At 66.7% G+C, this 15405-nt stretch carries 13 protein-coding genes; 4 read left to right on the plus strand and 9 right to left on the minus strand.

The genetic code is table 11. The features are described 5' to 3' along the window. Nucleotides 1-33: 33 nt before the first annotated feature. Both P2T60_RS17935 and P2T60_RS17940 read right to left on the minus strand, forming a co-directional pair. Nucleotides 34-429 (minus strand): CopG family ribbon-helix-helix protein, encoded by a 396-nt coding sequence (locus P2T60_RS17935; RefSeq protein WP_276282487.1) that lies wholly within the window; start codon nucleotides 427-429, stop codon nucleotides 34-36. 464 nt (nucleotides 430-893) lie between these two features. Then, nucleotides 894-1034 (minus strand): hypothetical protein, encoded by a 141-nt coding sequence (locus P2T60_RS17940; RefSeq protein ID WP_276282488.1) that lies wholly within the window; start codon nucleotides 1032-1034, stop codon nucleotides 894-896. Nucleotides 1035-1136: 102 nt separating this feature from the next. Between P2T60_RS17940 and P2T60_RS17945 the strand changes: the two genes are divergently transcribed. Together P2T60_RS17945 and P2T60_RS17950 are read left to right on the plus strand one after the other, a co-directional pair. Further along, nucleotides 1137-1322: a hypothetical protein gene (locus tag P2T60_RS17945; RefSeq protein WP_276282489.1), complete on the plus strand. Its 186-nt coding sequence runs from the start codon at nucleotides 1137-1139 to the stop codon at nucleotides 1320-1322. Nucleotides 1323-1495: 173 nt separating this feature from the next. Then, complete coding sequence (locus P2T60_RS17950) at nucleotides 1496-2215, plus strand: hypothetical protein (RefSeq protein WP_276282490.1); 720 nt, start codon at nucleotides 1496-1498, stop codon at nucleotides 2213-2215. Nucleotides 2216-2244: 29 nt separating this feature from the next. Here the strand turns inward: P2T60_RS17950 and P2T60_RS17955 are convergent, their stop codons facing one another. Beyond that, on the minus strand, nucleotides 2245-4857 hold the full coding sequence (locus P2T60_RS17955) for a heavy metal translocating P-type ATPase (RefSeq protein WP_276282491.1): 2613 nt from the start codon (nucleotides 4855-4857) through the stop codon (nucleotides 2245-2247). 393 nt (nucleotides 4858-5250) lie between these two features. Next, on the minus strand, nucleotides 5251-6525 hold the full coding sequence (locus P2T60_RS17960; protein ID WP_276282492.1) for a hypothetical protein: 1275 nt from the start codon (nucleotides 6523-6525) through the stop codon (nucleotides 5251-5253). Between the two features lie 196 nt (nucleotides 6526-6721). On the opposite strand from P2T60_RS17960, the gene P2T60_RS17965 reads away from it, so the two are divergent. Then, nucleotides 6722-7216, plus strand: a complete 495-nt coding sequence (locus tag P2T60_RS17965; RefSeq protein ID WP_276282493.1) for an acyl-CoA thioesterase — start codon at nucleotides 6722-6724, stop codon at nucleotides 7214-7216. Here the strand turns inward: P2T60_RS17965 and P2T60_RS17970 are convergent. The 4 genes from P2T60_RS17970 to P2T60_RS17985 all read right to left on the minus strand — a co-directional run bounded on the left by P2T60_RS17970 (nucleotide 7213) and on the right by P2T60_RS17985 (nucleotide 12717). Continuing rightward, nucleotides 7213-8985, minus strand: a complete 1773-nt coding sequence (locus tag P2T60_RS17970) for a Rieske (2Fe-2S) protein (protein ID WP_276282494.1) — start codon at nucleotides 8983-8985, stop codon at nucleotides 7213-7215. The two genes, P2T60_RS17965 and P2T60_RS17970, sit on opposite strands and share 4 nt — an antisense overlap. A gap of 111 nt (nucleotides 8986-9096) precedes the next feature. Continuing rightward, on the minus strand, nucleotides 9097-10383 hold the full coding sequence (locus tag P2T60_RS17975; protein ID WP_276282495.1) for an ABC transporter ATP-binding protein: 1287 nt from the start codon (nucleotides 10381-10383) through the stop codon (nucleotides 9097-9099). After that, complete coding sequence (locus P2T60_RS17980) at nucleotides 10376-11497, minus strand: ABC transporter ATP-binding protein (RefSeq protein WP_276282496.1); 1122 nt, start codon at nucleotides 11495-11497, stop codon at nucleotides 10376-10378. The genes P2T60_RS17975 and P2T60_RS17980 overlap by 8 nt, the downstream gene beginning before the upstream one ends. Then, nucleotides 11494-12717 (minus strand): ABC transporter permease, encoded by a 1224-nt coding sequence (locus tag P2T60_RS17985; RefSeq protein WP_276282497.1) that lies wholly within the window; start codon nucleotides 12715-12717, stop codon nucleotides 11494-11496. Before P2T60_RS17985 ends, P2T60_RS17980 begins: the two co-directional genes overlap by 4 nt. 832 nt (nucleotides 12718-13549) lie before the next feature. Between P2T60_RS17985 and P2T60_RS17990 the strand changes: the two genes are divergently transcribed. Then, on the plus strand, nucleotides 13550-14539 hold the full coding sequence (locus P2T60_RS17990; RefSeq protein WP_276282498.1) for an ABC transporter permease: 990 nt from the start codon (nucleotides 13550-13552) through the stop codon (nucleotides 14537-14539). 10 nt (nucleotides 14540-14549) lie between these two features. Here P2T60_RS17990 and P2T60_RS17995 read toward each other — a convergent pair whose 3' ends face one another. Next, complete coding sequence (locus P2T60_RS17995) at nucleotides 14550-15140, minus strand: AsnC family transcriptional regulator (RefSeq protein WP_276282499.1); 591 nt, start codon at nucleotides 15138-15140, stop codon at nucleotides 14550-14552. Nucleotides 15141-15405 lie beyond the last annotated feature (265 nt).

Below are 15405 nucleotides of genomic sequence, written 5' to 3' on the forward strand. Positions count from 1 at the left end.
GCAGACGGGGACGGTCGAAACCCCGAACCCGATTCAGGGGCGGTCCGCGCCGAGGACCATCACCTTCACGCGGGCCACGGCGTCGAAGTCCCGCAGTCGGTACACCAACTGGCGGACCTCCTCGGCCGGACCCTCGCAGAAGGCCGTCTCCATGCACCACTCGCCGCGGTGGACGTGACTGGTCGCGGTGATGACCTCGCCGAACTCGTGTTGGACCGAATGGAGGTCGTGAATCACGTCGTCGTGTTCGTAGTCGAAGGCGAGGACGGCCATCACCTCGCCCTCCGCGGCTTCGAGTTCGGCGTGGGACTCGACGTACTCGCGCATGGCCTCGCGGATTGCTCGGGAACGCGAGTCGAGACCCTCGGCCTGCCACGTCTCGTCGAACGCGGCGAGTACCTCGTCGGGAACGTTGAGGCTGGTTCGCATGTTCGTGGGTGGTTCGCGCGAACGGTTGGGTATTTCGGGTTCGGGACGGCGGCCAGACGCGAACGAGAGAGCTAGTTACGGGGAGCGGAAGCTCGAACGACAGAGCTAGCGGCAGGCGTGAGCCAATCAGACCGCACCGCGCAGCACCGCAACCGCCACACACCCCAACCGACTGCGTTGCCTGCGGTCGCAAGTCAGCGAGACGCGACGCGTCTCGCAAGCCTCACTCGCTTCGCTCGTTGCGCTACCCGTCCACCGTCGGAAGCGAGTTCCGACGAGCCTGCACTCACGTCCGTCGCGTCGCTCCGGACGACCTCGCGCGGTGGGCGCGACCCGCTTGCGCGGTCGCGCCCGCACGCGCCGGAGAGCGAACGCGCCCGGTACACGCCCGTACGCGACGAGGCACCGCGCCGGAGCGAGGGCAACGGAGTCCCCGACGCCGGACGGAAACCCGAAAGCGCGGGCTACAGACCGTCTCGTCCGCGAGTGCCGTCGCGCGCCGAGAGCCATCGAATAGCGTGCCAGATACCGAACCCGACCACCGCACCGACGAGAATCGCGCCGGGGTCAAGGACGCCGCCGTCTGCGTGAAGTGGGAGGACCATGCGGCCACGTTCGACCCGATTCGTAGTCAATATTTCTCTCCGGGTCGGCCGGGAGGACCACTTTTTTACTCCAGTCGTCGCAATCCGTCCGGCGGTGAAGGTATGGACGAGGCGGCATTGATACCCACGATGCTGTACGTCCTGCTCACGACGCTGATGGTCGCGTGGGCCGTCCGCTCGTTCGACTGGTTCCACGTCACGGCGGCCAGCGCCGCCGCCGTCGCGCTCGCACTGCTCTTGGAGGGCGGACTGGCCTACGAGGGCGTCAAGCGAGCGATGGAGTACTGACCCGAGACCCCACCGACACGTTTTTTACCGAGAGTTCACGCGCCGACCGCCGAATCAGCAGGTGACGTGAAATACTCGTCCGGCGAACATCAATAATCGGTACCACACGACACGGATGTCGCGACTGGGCTTCGGGACGGCGCGGCGGGGAGCGTGGTATCGAAGGGGGAGATATGAGCGACCGAAAACACGGCACAAATCGGCGAAGCGTACTGAAACGAATCGCGGGGGTCGGGCTACTGGGCGGCCTGAGCGGAACCGCCGCCGGAGCGCAGGGCCAGCACGTCATCACCCTGCACAGTCCGAAACAGCACCGACTCGCCTACCAGTTCTCCGTGACCGGGAGCGCGTGGAAGCGAAGTCGTCACTTCGGCGGGCCGAGCGTCGGCCACCATATGGTGACGAGCGACCCCGAGGACTACGTAGACGGCGGTAGGGTCCAAGGCATCACGCAGGGCGGCTACGACAGTTACGGTTTCACCGGCCGGATTACCTCGTTCGACATCGCCGACCAAGGTCCGGGCGCAGGTGGGTGTGAACACGCCGAAGTCTGGATAGACGCCCAACCGTGGGACGCCTGCCGTCTCATCGGCGGCGGCGGTGGCGGTGGCGGTGGCGGCGGTGGCGGCGGTGGCGGCGGTGGCGGCGGACGACACACGATTCGGATAGTCAGCGAGGGCGGCGGGGTCGCGCGCTACCGAATCCGAGTCAGTGGCTCCATCTGGCAACGGGACAGCGGCGACGAAGCGGGCGGCGGGTCCGCTTCGGGACACGTCGGCCCGGTCCGTGGCGAGGACATCTTCGGGTTCACCGGGCGACTCCTCGACGTGAGTCTCACGGGTCCCGCGTCGGTGTATCTCGACGGGAGGTGGATAGACCCCAACGACTACTGAGCGTCAAAAGCGAGGGTCCGCCGGTCGCACTACCGCAGGAACCCGAGCAGTTCGTAGTCGTGGTCGGGCGTGTACCGCCGGAACAGCAAACTGTTGGTGAGGACGCTCACGCTGGAGAACGCCATCGCCCCGGCCGCCAACACGGGTTGGAGCAGACCGAGGCTGGCCAGCGGAATCATCGCGGTGTTGTAGCCCAGCGCCCAGAAGAGGTTCTGCTTGATTTTCGCCAGCGTCCCCTCCGAGACCCGGATGGCCTTCAGCACGTCCGCCGGGTCGTCGCGCATCAGCGTCACGTCGGCCGCCTCGATAGCTACGTCGGTCCCCGACCCGATTGCCGCGCCGACGTAGGCCGCGGCCAGCGCGGGCGCGTCGTTCACGCCGTCGCCGACCATCATCGCCTCGCGGCCCTCGCTCTGGATGGACTCCACGGCGTCGGCCTTGTCCTCGGGCAGGACCTCGGCCCGAACGTTGTCGGGGTCGATGCCGACTTCCTCGGCGACTGCGCGGGCGGTGCGCTCGTTGTCGCCGGTAATCATCATGACCTCGCGGTCGGTCTGGTGAAGTCCGGAGACGGCCTCTTTCGCGCTCTGTTTCACGGTGTCGGCGTCGGCGACGACGCCCACGAGTTGACCGTCCACAGCCACGAGCATCGCCGTCTTGCCCTCGCGTTCGAGGCGCTCCATCGGTTCCTCGGCGCGCGAGGCGTCCACGCCGTTGTCCTCCATCAGCTTTCGGTTGCCGACCAACACCTCGCCGTGGCTCGTCGTCGCTCGGACGCCGTGGCCGGGGACGTTCTCGAAGCTCTCGGGGTCTTCGACTTCGAGACCGCGCTCGCGCGCGCCCTCGACGATGGCCTGCGCGAGGGGGTGTTCGCTCCCCTTCTCGGCGCTCGCCGCGGCCGAGAGAACGAAGTTCTCGTCGGGGTCGGTCTCGGTCGGCGCTTCGACTGCCCCGCCGTCGGTGGCGGGTTCGGCGTCGCTTCCGCCGTCCGCTCGCGGGCCGAGCGCAACCACGTCGGTCAGGCGCATCTCGCCCTCGGTCAGGGTGCCGGTCTTGTCGAAGACCACGGTGTCAACGTCGCGGACTCGTTCCAGCACGTCGCCGCCCTTGAACAGGACGCCGTTCTGCGCGCCGATGGAGGTGCCGACCATCGTCGCCGCGGGCGTGGCGAGTCCGAGCGCGCAGGGGCAGGCGATGAGGACCGCGGAGGCGAACACGACGACCGCGAACTCGAACACCGAGACGGTGCCGCCCGCGACGGCGGGGCCGCTAGCGACCAGTCCCCACAGCGGGAGCGACTGGACGAACCCGGCCAGCGCCTCGGGGAAGAGGAACCAGAGCGTCCCCCAAATCAGCGCGTTGGCGATGACCGCGGGCACGAAGTACGCCGAGATGCGGTCGGCGACCTGCTGAATCTCGGGTTGGCGGCTCTGGGCCTCCTTGACCATCTGGACGATTTGCTGGAGGGCGGTTTCGGACCCGACCTTGGTGGCTTCGACCTTGAGGACGCCGTTCTCGTTGACCGTCGCGCCAACTACCTCGTCGCCCGCCGACTTTTCGACTGGGACAGACTCGCCCGTGACCATCGACTCGTCCACGGCGCTCTCGCCGTCCCGAACCACGCCGTCGGTCGGAATCTTCTCGCCGGGGCGGACGACCATCAGGTCGCCGACTGCCACGTCCTCGACGGGAATCTCTTCCTCGTCGCCGTCCCTGACCACGGTGGCGGTGTCGGCCTCCATCTCCAGCAGTTTCCGGAGTGCTTCGCTGGCTTGGCCTTTCGACCGGGCTTCCAGATAGTTACCCAGCGTGATGAACACGAGGATGAGCGCGGCGGTGTCGAAGTAGAGACTCCCGGTGAACCCGAACAGGACCGCCACGCTGTAGAAGTACGCGGTCGAGGACCCCAGCGCGATTAGCACGTCCATGTTCGCGGTCCGGTTCTTGACGAGCGCCTTGTAGGAGTTCTCGTAGAACTCCTTGCCGAGGAAGTACTGGACGGGAGTCGCCAGTCCGAACATGACCCACCCGAGGGGTAGGCCCAAGAGGGTGTCACCGAGTAACTCGTCGAACAGGAGGTGTTCGAGCATGAAGAAGATGAGCGGGGTCGAGAGGACCGCGCCCAGAATCGTCAGGTTACGCTGGCGGCGAATCTCGGCCTGTCGCGCGGCGTCTCGCCGGTCGGCGCTGGACTCGCCTGCGCTCGCGCCCTCGTCCCCCTCGTCTTCGCGGACGGGGGTGTAGCCCGCGCCCTCGATGGCCTCGTAGAGCGAACCGAGGTCCATGTCGTTGGGGTTGTAGCGCACCACGCCCTCGTCGGTGGCGTAGTTGACCTTCGCGGAGACGACGCCGGGCAGGGCTTCGAGGGCGTCCTCGTTGGTCTCCGCGCAGTTCGAGCAGGTCATGTCCGAGATGCCGATGGACACCTCTTCGGAGACGGGTTCGTAGCCCGCGTCCTCGATGGTCCCGTAAATCTCGGCCAGCGTTACCTCACCCGAGTCGTACTCGACGGACCCCTCGTCGGTGGCGAAGTTGACGTTCGCTTCGATTATTCCATCCAACTCACTCAGGGCGTCTTCGACGGTCCCCGAGCAGTTGGCGCAACTCATGCCTCGAATGTCGAGGTGCGTAGTTCGCGCCATATTCTCCTCCTTACTGTATAGTACGGGACCCACACTGAAGCGGTTTGTCCCTTCAGAAGCAAGGTCTTAGAACGGAATAGAATTAAGAGATAAAAGAAAACGCGGTTTCGATTTTAGATAGTAGGTGTCGTCGTAGTCGTCGCCGAATACACAGCACGGACACTCGTTCCGCGTCGAACGCCCAACGCGACCTGTGACGACTACCGAACGCGCGTCCGTCCGGCGCTCAGAGACAACAAATACAGTCTTAAAGCAACTTTTTCAGTTCTTTAGTAATTGTAATTGTTTCTTGGCGGGTGCTCCCGCGCAACCGACCGCGTACGCTCGGGACTCCGAATCGGCACTGCCGATTCGGAGTCCCGAGCGCGGGAAGAAATCCGAGAGCGCGAACGGTTAGCTGATGGCGTAGTTCGTGTTGTTGAACACGCGCCAGACCGGATAGCCGTACGCGGGGTTGCCCTTCTTGCCGCTGTGTCCGCATCCGCTGTAGGTGCCGTCGCCCACCTCGAAACCTGTGTGGACGGTAATCGCCCAGTTGCCGTCGGCGTTGGGCCACCAGTACGGGCCGCCGGAGTCGCCCTCGCGGGCGTAGTCGGGGAAGCCGAGTTTGACCGCGTTGCCGAGCATGCTCACGCAGTTGAAGTCGGCGAACGACGCGAAGTCGCCTTTGAGCGTGCCGGTCTGGTAGCCCGAGATGACTCCCTGCTGGCGGATGGCGTCGGTGACCCCCTGTAGCGAGTCGATGCCGTTCTCGGTCACCCACCCGTGGAGTTCGATTTCGTCTTCCTCGTACTGGACGGTGTTGCCGTACCCGCCGTCGGTTCGCTCCACGACGCACCAGTCGTGGTTCTTGTGCCCGTCGGCGACGTAACCGAGGTCGGTATCGTCGTCGGCGTAAGCGCGCGAATCGGCGACACAGCAGTCGCAGTCGTCCATCAGTACGTGGTTGGCGGTGTAGAGGTACTCGGCCGTGTCGTCGTAGACCATGAACCCCGCGGTCCCCATCTGGTAGAATCCCGAAGTCGCGGTCTTAATCTTGAGTCCGCCGGGGAACGGCGAGTCCGTCACCTCGTCGTAGCAGTCCACGTCCGCGAGCGCGAACTCGCCGTTCATCCGCCTGACGGCGATGTCGGAGACGCGGAGTTCGTTCGGCACTTCCACTCCCGCGTTTGCGACCGATTCGGGGAGCGAAGCGACCTGCGCCGCCGTCGCGTCGGGGCGGACCGAAATCTCCGGTTGACAGTAGTAGACGCCGCCCTCCATCCGGTCGGTCGGGGCGTACGCCACCGACCCGACGAAGGGAGCGTTCTCCCATGCCGCCCGGAGTCGGTCGGTCACGCGCCTGACCGCTCGCTGGTGTTCGAGCCACTTCCGCGGGACTTTCTTCGTGACTTCCGGCGCGGAGTCGAGTCCCGACCGAGTGGCGACGATTCGGGTCGGCGCGTCGAACGACGAGAAGCCGAGTTTCTCCGTGAGGGTTCCGAGCGCGAAGGCACCGACGCCGGACTTCTTGAGGACCGACCGGCGAGTCGAACCGCGGTTCGACTCGCCGCGGGCGTGTTGTGCAACCGTCGAGAAACCGGTGTCTCGGGTGGTTTCCGGGGAGTCCGCGACCGACTCCAACGCCTCGCTTCGGGTTACGTCGCCGTCAGCCTCGTTTTCTTTCATATATTTATGCTTAAATAATAGCTGAAAATAAACGTTGGGGGTGAACGAGGAAACCTTCGGCGCACGAGGGTCGTCGGCGCGAAGAGCGAGTCGGTCGTCCGGGCGACGCGAAACAACCCGAACGCTAGGAAAGTTCGTTTGAATTAGTGCAAATCGAGTAGTTTTATCCGTCGGGACGCCGGAGGGAGAGACGAGCATGCAACACCAGTCGGCACGCCGGACCGCGACGCTGGCGGAGTCACACACCGAGACGACCGAGATTCTGATGCCCGACGACACCAACAACCTCGGGCGCGCGCTCGGCGGGTCGGTCCTCCACTGGATGGACATCTGCGGCGCAATCGCCGCGCGGCGGTTCTCCCGGCGGCAGGTCGTCACGGCGTCGATGGACCACGTTGACTTCCTCGCACCAATCGACCTCGGCGACGTGGTGGTCACGGAGGCCTACGTCTTCGAGACGGGCGAGACCAGCATGGAGGCGAAGGTGGACGTGTACGCCGAGCGACCGAGCGACGACGAGGCGCGCCGCGAGACCGCCACCTCGTTTTTCACGTTCGTCGCGCTGGACGACGACGAGGAGGCCGCGAGCGTGCCGGACCTGCGGTGCCCGACGGCGGAGCAGAAAGAGAAGCGCGAGCGGGCACTGGAAGAGCGTAAAGAGCGGCGGGCGGAGTTGGCCGAACAGGGTTAGTCGGCCTCGTGGACCTTCTCGCCGCGATGCAACCGCTCGGCAATCGTGAACGTCTGTTCGGCCGAGCGTCGCGTGGGTGAGTGCGCGGACACGTAGCGCGCGGTGGCGACCAGATGCGTGCGCGCCCGCTCGGGGTCGTCGGTCAGGTCGAACTGCGCGAACGCCGCCTCGACGTTCTGGAGCGTGTGGAAGTCGGCGTCCTCCCGGAGTAGCCCCTCGCCGAGGACGCGCTTGAGTTCGGCCGGGTCGCCGCCCTCGCGGAGATACGCCGCGACTAACTTCCCGGCCCTATCGACCTCGCCCTCCCCGTCGAAGACGCCGAGCAGTTCCTCGCGGAGGTCGTCGGGGGCCTCGACCTCGGTCCCGTCGGGAATCGGCGTCGGCGGCGTGTTGAGGAACCGGTCGAGGTAGACGCTGGTCGCGCCAGCGAATGCGCCGCGGTACGCGGCCATCGAGTCGGCGGTGGCCGCCGAGTCGGTCCGGCGGGCCGCCTGCTGGACCGCGTTGGCGTAGGTGTAGGTGTGGTGGACCGTGTTCCAGTCGTCGAACTCGTTGGAGGTGCCGAAGTGCGCGACCCGGCGACCCGCGGCCTGCGCGACTTCGCCCGCGAGTTCTTCGGGAGTCGCGCCGTCCCGCACCGCGTCTTTCATCGTCGTGACGATTTCCTCGGGGTCGTCGCCGAGCAGGGTGTCGGTGAAGTCCTCGGGCGCGTCCCACGGCTCGCCCGCGCCCGCCTCGGCGAGGTCCGGCAGTTCGTCGTCGGCGTCGAAGGTGAGTCGGGCCACGTCGATGGGTTGTCGCCACGAGGAGCGTTCCTCCGAGCGCGTGGCGTCGGTGAGTCGGGGAATCACGCTCGGCAGAACCGCCTCGGCGTGGTCCCACCCCACGCGGTCCAGCGCCTCGCACGCCTTGTTCACGAAGTCGAAGGTGTGTCCCGCGTCCATGTAGAGGTGGTCGGTCGCCGCCAGATAGAGGATGTCCGCGACTTCCTCGGGTTCGAGCGTGGCGATGGCAGTCTGGAGGCACCGCTCGGCACCGTCTCGGTCCCGAACCTCGACGGTCTCGCGGAACCAGTCTTCGAGTCGGTCGCGCGAGAGGTCACGCACCGAGAACGAGGGTTGCTCGAACCGCGGCGGTTCGCCCCGACAGTCCTCGGCGACCCGGTAGAGACCGGTGTAAAGCGCCCGGCGTTGGTCGTCGGGACGCAACTCGTCGTGGAGGTTCGCCATCGCCGAGAGGATAGTCAGGCCCGAACTCCACCCGTCCTCGCGGTAGCGCGCGCCGAAGGTCAGGCCCTCCCGGAGCGGGTCGGTGTAGGCCACGCCCTCGTCGGCGAGTCCGACGACCGACTTGGCGAGGACGAGTCGAAGGCTCTCTTCCAACCCGGTCCGAAGCCGGTTCGTCCAGTGTTCGACCGGCGGCAGGTCGGGGTCCGGGGACGGGTTCACGAACACCTCGCCGTCCCGGACTTCGACCGGAAAGCTCTGCACGTCGTCGGCCCACGGGTCGAAAGTGTCGCCGCAGGAGAGTTCGAACCGGGCGTGGTGCCAGTGGCAGGTCAGGATGCCGTCGTCCACGGTGCCGTCCGCGAGCGGAAAGCCCATGTGCGGACACCGGTTGTCCACGGCCCGAAACTCCCCCTCGTGGTGGAACAGCGCGATTGCCCGGCCGCCCGCCCGCGCCACGGTTCGGCCCTCTTCGCGGAGTTCGTCGGCGTCACCGACGCCGACGAACCCCGGTTTCTCGGACGCTGAGTCTTCCGTCGCCATGAAGTGAGGTTCGGTAGCGTCCCTCAAAACGGTTCGCTGAACACAGTTTTTGTACCGAGAGCGATACGACCGGGGCGGCACACGCGACCTAAACGACCGGTGTCGCCGACGCTACTCCGCCTCGTCGTGGAGGTGACACGCCGCCGGGTGCCCGGTGGGGGTCTCGTGGAGTTCCGGCGGGTCGCGCTCGCAAATCGTCTCGAACTCGTCGGCAAGCAGAGCGCGCGCGCCCTCGGCGTCGTCGGCGACCAGCGAGTCGATGGCCGACGATAGCACCGCCTCGGCCCCGGAGTCCCCGAGTTCGTCCGGGAGGTCGAATCGCTCGCGGACGACCCGCCGCAGGTCCGCGTCCGAGGCGTCGGCGTCGGTCGTGCGCGCCGACTCCCGGAGCGTCTCGGCGTCGAAGTCGTCGCCTGCGAGCGCGACCCGGAAGTCCATCACGGCCCGCCAGTCGGCCTGCTCGAAGTCGTAGCCCTCGGGCGGAACGACTTCGGGACAGCGCGTGTGGAACCGACACCCCGAAGGCGGGTCCGACGGCGAGGGCACGTCTCCGGAGAGGCGCGCACCCCCGCCTCGCTGGTCGGGGTCGGGCGCGGGCACCGACGACACCAGCGCCCGCGTGTAGGGATGTCGGGGGTCGGCCAGCACCTCGTCGGTGGGTCCGAGTTCCACGATTTCGCCCAGATACATGACAGCCACCCGGTCGCATATCTCGCGGACGACGGCCATGTCGTGGCTGATGAGCAGGATTCCGAGGTCGAACTCGCGCTGGAGGTCGGCCAGCAACGAGAGGATTCCGGCCTGCACCGACACGTCAAGCGCCGAGACGGGTTCGTCGGCGACCAGCAGGTCGGGATTCAAGACGAGGGAGCGCGCGAGGGCGGCGCGCTGTTTCTGGCCGCCGGAGAACTCGTGGGGGTAGCGGTCGGCGTCGTCGGCCGACAGGCCCACTCGCTCCAGCAGGTCGGCGACGATTTCGCGCCGCCGAGTTCTATCGTCGAGGCCGTGAATCGCGAGTGGTTCGGCCACCGACTCGCCGACGGTCATCCGCGGGTCGAAACTCGACGTGGGGTCCTGAAACACCATCCCGACCCGTCGCCGGAAGTCCCGGCGGTCGGCGTCGTCGCGGCCCGCGACCGGGGTCCCGTCGAACGAGACCCGCCCGGCGGTCGGATTCTCCAGTCCCATCAGGGTCGTGGCGACGGTCGATTTGCCGCATCCGGACTCGCCGACCAGTCCGACCGTCTCGCCGCGCGCCACGTCGAAGCTCACGCCGTCCACCGCCCGGATTCTGCCGGTTTCTCGGTTGAGCGGTCCCTCGGTGACGGGGTAGTGCTTCGTCAGGTCTCGGACCGACAGCAGAGAGTCTGTCAGCGGGTCTGTCGGCGAGTCAGTCATCGTCGCCCTCCCTCGTGACCGCGGCGGCGGAGACCGACTCGGCGAGGTCGGCGGGGTCGGGGAGGTCCGCGGGGTCGCGGTCCGGGCCGTAGAACACGCACGAAGCGCAGTGGTCGGCGGCGTTCTCGGACTCCGGGTCAGTCCCGTACAGCGGAGGTTGGTCGCCGGACTCGCACGCGGCGACGGAGGCGGTGCATCGCGGGTGGAACCGACAGCCATCGGGCGGGTCGGTCGGGTCGATGGGGTCGCCCGGAATCGGGTCGAGCGCCGACCCCACGCCCGGCAGACAGCCCATCAGAGCGCGGGTGTAGGGGTGGCTCGGCGAGTCGAAGACTTCCGAGACGCCGCCGCGTTCCATCACCTTCCCGCCGTACATGACGACGATTTGGTCCGCGACCTGCGCGGCGACCCCGAGGTCGTGGGTGACGAACAGGACGCCAACGTCGCGTTCCTCGCGGAGTTCGCCCAAGAGGTCGAGGATTTGGGCCTGAATCGTCACGTCGAGCGCCGTGGTGGGTTCGTCGCAGACGAGGAGTTCGGGGTCGCCCGAGAGCGCCATGGCGATGACGACGCGCTGTTTCATCCCGCCCGAGAACTCGTGAGGGTAGTCGTCGTACCGGGCCGCGGCCTCCGGGATGCCCACCCTGTCGAGCAGGTCGATTGCCACCTCGCGGGGCGACTCGTCGGACAGGTCCGACGAGTCGCGGTTTCGCACGACGGCCTCCCGGAGTTGCGCGCCGACGGAGTACACCGGGTCGAGTGCGCCCTGCGGGTTCTGGAAGACGTGGGCGATTCGCTCGCCGCGAACGTCGCGGAGTTCCGACTCCGAGAGGTCGAGCAGGTTCCGGCCGTCGAACCGGATTTCGCCGTCGAGGTCCGCGGGGACGAGGCGGGTGAGTGCTTCGCAGGTGACGGTCTTTCCCGACCCCGACTCGCCGACGAGACAGACCGTCTCGCCCGCGTGGAGGTCGAAGCTCACGCCGTCCACCGCGCGGACTTCGCCCGACCCGGCACCGCCCGACTCGTCCGCGCCCGAACCCCCATCGCTCTCCGCGCCCGGTTCGCCAGCGAACCGGGCGCGGAGATTCCGGACCGACAGCAGGGGGTCGCTCATCGATGCCCCCCGTCGGAGTGGCCGTCGGTTCGCGGGTCCAGCACGTCCCGGAGCGCATCGCCGAGGAGGTTGAGCGAGACCACGGTAGCGACGAGAAAGCCGACCGGCGCGGCCACGCCCCACCACACCAGCGTCGGGAAGTTGTCGTCGTGGATGCTGGTCTCGACGAGGTAGCCCCACGACTGGCCCTGCATCGGGCCGAGACCGAGGTACGACAGCGTGGTCTCCACGATGAGGAGCATCGGAATCTGGAGCGTGATGGCCGTCACCACCGCGTTCGAGACGTTGGGCATCAGGTGGCGGCGGACGACCGCGAGGCGACTACTCCCGGCGGCGCGGGCGGCCCTCACGTACCCGGTTTCGCGCTTCTTGAGCGCCTCGCTCCGGACGAGTCGGGCGACCCCGCCCCAGTTGAGCAGGCCGAAGACGACGACCATCAGCAGGAGGCTTCCGCCGTAGACGACCTGCGCGACGAGGTAGACGAAGAAGGCGGGGATGACCTGCTGGAGGTCCACGTAGCGCATCAACAGCGAATCGACCCGACCGCCGAACTGGGCCGCGACGGTGCCGACGACGGTGGCGACGGGGACGAGAATCATCCCGGAGACGAACGCGAGTTTCAACTCGACGCGCGCGCCGCGGGCCACGAACGCCAGCACGTCCTTGCCGGTGTTGGTCGTCCCGAGAGGGTGGAGCAGGGTCCCCCAGCACTTCCCGTTCGAGACCGGACCGTGGCAGGTCGTGACCGCGAACTCCGAGACGCTGGTGCCGACCGGTGGCTGGTAGATGGGGATGCCGTACCGGGACTCGGCCGCGCCCATCCCCATCGGCGCGGTCTCGGGGTCGCCCAGAATCACCGGCCCGACCAGCGCGAAGAGGACGAAAAAGACCAACCATCCGAGGCTGGCGACGGCGAGTCGGTCTTGCCGGAGTTGCCGCCAGTAGCGCCGCGTCAGTTGCCGGTTGCGCGCCAGCGGAACCACGACGTAGCACGCGAACGCCGCGACCCCGACCAGCGAAAGCCAGTCGAGCGGCGTCGGCGACCACCCGGCCGCCAGCGGTCCGTCGGCGACGAGGTAGTCGTAGGCGAACGCCGCGAGGAGGAGACCGACCGCCGCCAGAAACGCGAGGGTCCGCGCCGCCGGAAGTCGCCGCCCGCGGTCCACCGCCGACCAATCGACCGACTCGAACGTCGCCCGGTCGCCGGAGTCGGTCGCCACGGGCTACCGCACCTCCCGCGAGACGGTCGCCCGCCGAAGTACGTACGCTGACATTTGATTTGCGAAGTCATAGCAAGATTACTAAAGGGTTTGGATTGGCGGCGGAGCGAGGGGTTCCGGGACAGCCGACGACGTAGACGAGTACGACCTCGGGAACCAGTTTCAATCCCGTGGTGGGTTTTCTGGGTCCTGCAACATCCGACAGTCGATATTGGTCCCGGCAGTATCTTTCGACCGGTTTCAATCCCGTGGTGGGTTTTCTGGGTCCTGCAACCTGACTGGGGTTGTCGCGCTGGATGACCCACCAGTCGAGGTTTCAATCCCGTGGTGGGTTTTCTGGGTCCTGCAACGACCGAAGACAGCGTACCAGCCTTCGCGGATGTTTCAATCCCGTGGTGGGTTTTCTGGGTCCTGCAACGGGGGGTGATATTTCGCCCATAGCCGAAATAAAGCTTTCTCACGCGCTCGAATCGACTCCGCGCTTCGTGGACCCCCGCTGTACACGGACCTTAAAAAGGTCCACGAAGACCGGCAGGCCGCGCCGACGGCGATTCGCCGTCGGCGCGGACAGACTTCGCTGGCCGACAGCGACCGCTGACGGGCGACTCCCACCGACCATCGCGACGAATCCGGTCCATCGCGCCTCGGCGTCGTCGTCTGTAGGCGACGACGCCGAGGCGGCAGGGACAGGCAAACAATTCCTTAAACAATGTATAGAATTGTTAAAGACATGTTTTTATCCCTTTACTACGGAGTCCGTTCGCCGACCCCCGCGAGTCGTATCAGGACGGTAAACTTTAACAATCCGGTGTGAGATTCACAGCCAAGACCCGTGAACGACACCCACTGGTTCCTCCTCAAGCGAGTCGCGTGGACGGCGTTTGCCGCCTACCTGATACTCTCGGGGGCGTTCTTCGTCTTCGCGTACACGCCCGACCCGAACGAGGCCCTCGTCTCGTTCGCGGCCGCGGACCCGAGCGACCCCGCGAACATGTCCGAGGACTCCAAGCAGGCCGTCGCCGCCTACGAACAGGCCCGGAACTACGACGAACCCGTCTTCCAGCGGTACGCCGACTGGATGGTGGGGTACGCTACCCTCGACTGGGGCCGGTCGGTGACGACTGGCGGACCCGTCACCGACGCGCTGGCCGACCGCATCCCGGTGACGCTGGCGTATCTCGTGCCCGCCGTCGTCGTCTCGACGCTACTGGGCGTCGGCGTGGGGCTGGTCTCGGCGATGCGACCGAACGGCGTCGTTGACCGGGTGAGCGCGGCGCTGAGTTACGTCGGACTCGGCGTGCCGGGGTTCGTCCTCGGCGAACTCCTGTTGGTCGCGTCCATCCTTCACTTCTCGTGGTATCGGGCGTACTACGACCCGCGGTACGGTCTCTGGACCGCAGAGAATCTGGTCTCGCTGGCGCTCCCGGCGTTCGTGGTCGCGCTGAACCTGTTGGCGGCCCAAGCGCGCTACGCCCGCGCGGAGTCCCGCGAGTACCTGCTCGCCGAGTTCGTCAAGACTCTGCGGGCCAGCGGTGCCGACGCTCGGACCATCGGCCGCCACGTCCTACGAAACGCCGCGCTACCGCTGTTGACGGTGTTCTTCGCCGAACTGCTCACCGTGCTGTTTCTGACCGTCTACGTCGTGGAAGTCGTGTTCCGGGTTCCGGGCGTCGGCCAGTTGGCGTATCAGGCCATCGAGCAGCGGGACATCGGTCTGATTCTGGCGACGACGCTCCTCCCGGCGTTCGTCGCGCTACTGGGGAACCTGTTTCAGGACTTCGCGTACACCCTGCTGGACCCGCGGGTCGGCGACGAGACGTAGAGCAGAGCGTTCAGGCCGCTTCCTTCAGGTCCTCGTAGCGTTCTTCGAACTGCGACTGGCACGACGAACAGCAGAACTGGTAGAGTTCACCGTCGATGTGCGAGGATTCGCCCTCGCTGGTGACGGAGTTGCCACACTCGTCGCACTCCAGCGCGAACTCGACGCCGCGCGGTTCGGGGTGCCACGCCGAGTCTTCGAGCAGTTTCACGTCGTACTCGCGCACCGCGTCGATGTCGATGGCGTCCGTGAGTAGCGGTTCGACCGCCCCGTCTCGGAGGCGAGCGTGGAAGATGACGTTGCCGTCGGCAGTCACGAAGAGGTGTTCGACGCCGTCGATGCCTTCGACGCCGTTCCGGACCTCCGAGACGCGGCCGGGTTCGACGTGGAGGTCCACGAGGACTGCAACTCCGTCCGAGAGGAGCGACCGGTCTAAGTCCACCGTGAACCGCTTGACGACGCCGAGGTCCCGGAGTCGGTCGATGCGGTCCGAGACGGTCGGTGGCGAGAGGTTCACCGCGTCCGCGATTTCGTTGTACGGTCGGCGGGCGTCCGCAACCAGCAGTTGCAGAATTTCGAGGTCGGTTTCGTCGAGTTCTCGCATTATCAAAGGGATTATCCCCCCATCATAGAAACACCTTTCGTCATATCACGGAAGTAGTGTGAGAAATCAAGAAGGAGTCGCCGTACGGGTCAATTCCGTAGTTTAGGCGTGCGAGCGTACGGTACGGTCTCTCTCACTCTGCTTGCACCGGATTGCGCTCCGCACGGGCCTGCTCGATTCGCTCCCGGAGGGCGGCGTTGAGGTGGCGGCGCGGCCCGAGACGGCGGCGCGGCCGGAGGCGATACCGCGGCCGGGAGTCGGGCCG

Origin of the sequence: Halorussus caseinilyticus, from assembly GCF_029338395.1 — an archaeon.
GTDB lineage: Archaea > Halobacteriota > Halobacteria > Halobacteriales > Haladaptataceae > Halorussus > Halorussus caseinilyticus.

Coding starts and splice junctions, on each gene's coding strand:
- P2T60_RS17935 (WP_276282487.1), bottom strand. CDS start 429: ATGCGAACCAGCCTCAACGTTCCCGACGAGGTACTCGCCGCGTTCGAC.
- P2T60_RS17940 (WP_276282488.1), bottom strand. CDS start 1,034: ATGGTCCTCCCACTTCACGCAGACGGCGGCGTCCTTGACCCCGGCGCG.
- P2T60_RS17945 (WP_276282489.1), top strand. CDS start 1,137: ATGGACGAGGCGGCATTGATACCCACGATGCTGTACGTCCTGCTCACG.
- P2T60_RS17950 (WP_276282490.1), top strand. CDS start 1,496: ATGAGCGACCGAAAACACGGCACAAATCGGCGAAGCGTACTGAAACGA.
- P2T60_RS17955 (WP_276282491.1), bottom strand. CDS start 4,857: ATGGCGCGAACTACGCACCTCGACATTCGAGGCATGAGTTGCGCCAAC.
- P2T60_RS17960 (WP_276282492.1), bottom strand. CDS start 6,525: ATGAAAGAAAACGAGGCTGACGGCGACGTAACCCGAAGCGAGGCGTTG.
- P2T60_RS17965 (WP_276282493.1), top strand. CDS start 6,722: ATGCAACACCAGTCGGCACGCCGGACCGCGACGCTGGCGGAGTCACAC.
- P2T60_RS17970 (WP_276282494.1), bottom strand. CDS start 8,985: ATGGCGACGGAAGACTCAGCGTCCGAGAAACCGGGGTTCGTCGGCGTC.
- P2T60_RS17975 (WP_276282495.1), bottom strand. CDS start 10,383: ATGACTGACTCGCCGACAGACCCGCTGACAGACTCTCTGCTGTCGGTC.
- P2T60_RS17980 (WP_276282496.1), bottom strand. CDS start 11,497: ATGAGCGACCCCCTGCTGTCGGTCCGGAATCTCCGCGCCCGGTTCGCT.
- P2T60_RS17995 (WP_276282499.1), bottom strand. CDS start 15,140: ATGCGAGAACTCGACGAAACCGACCTCGAAATTCTGCAACTGCTGGTT.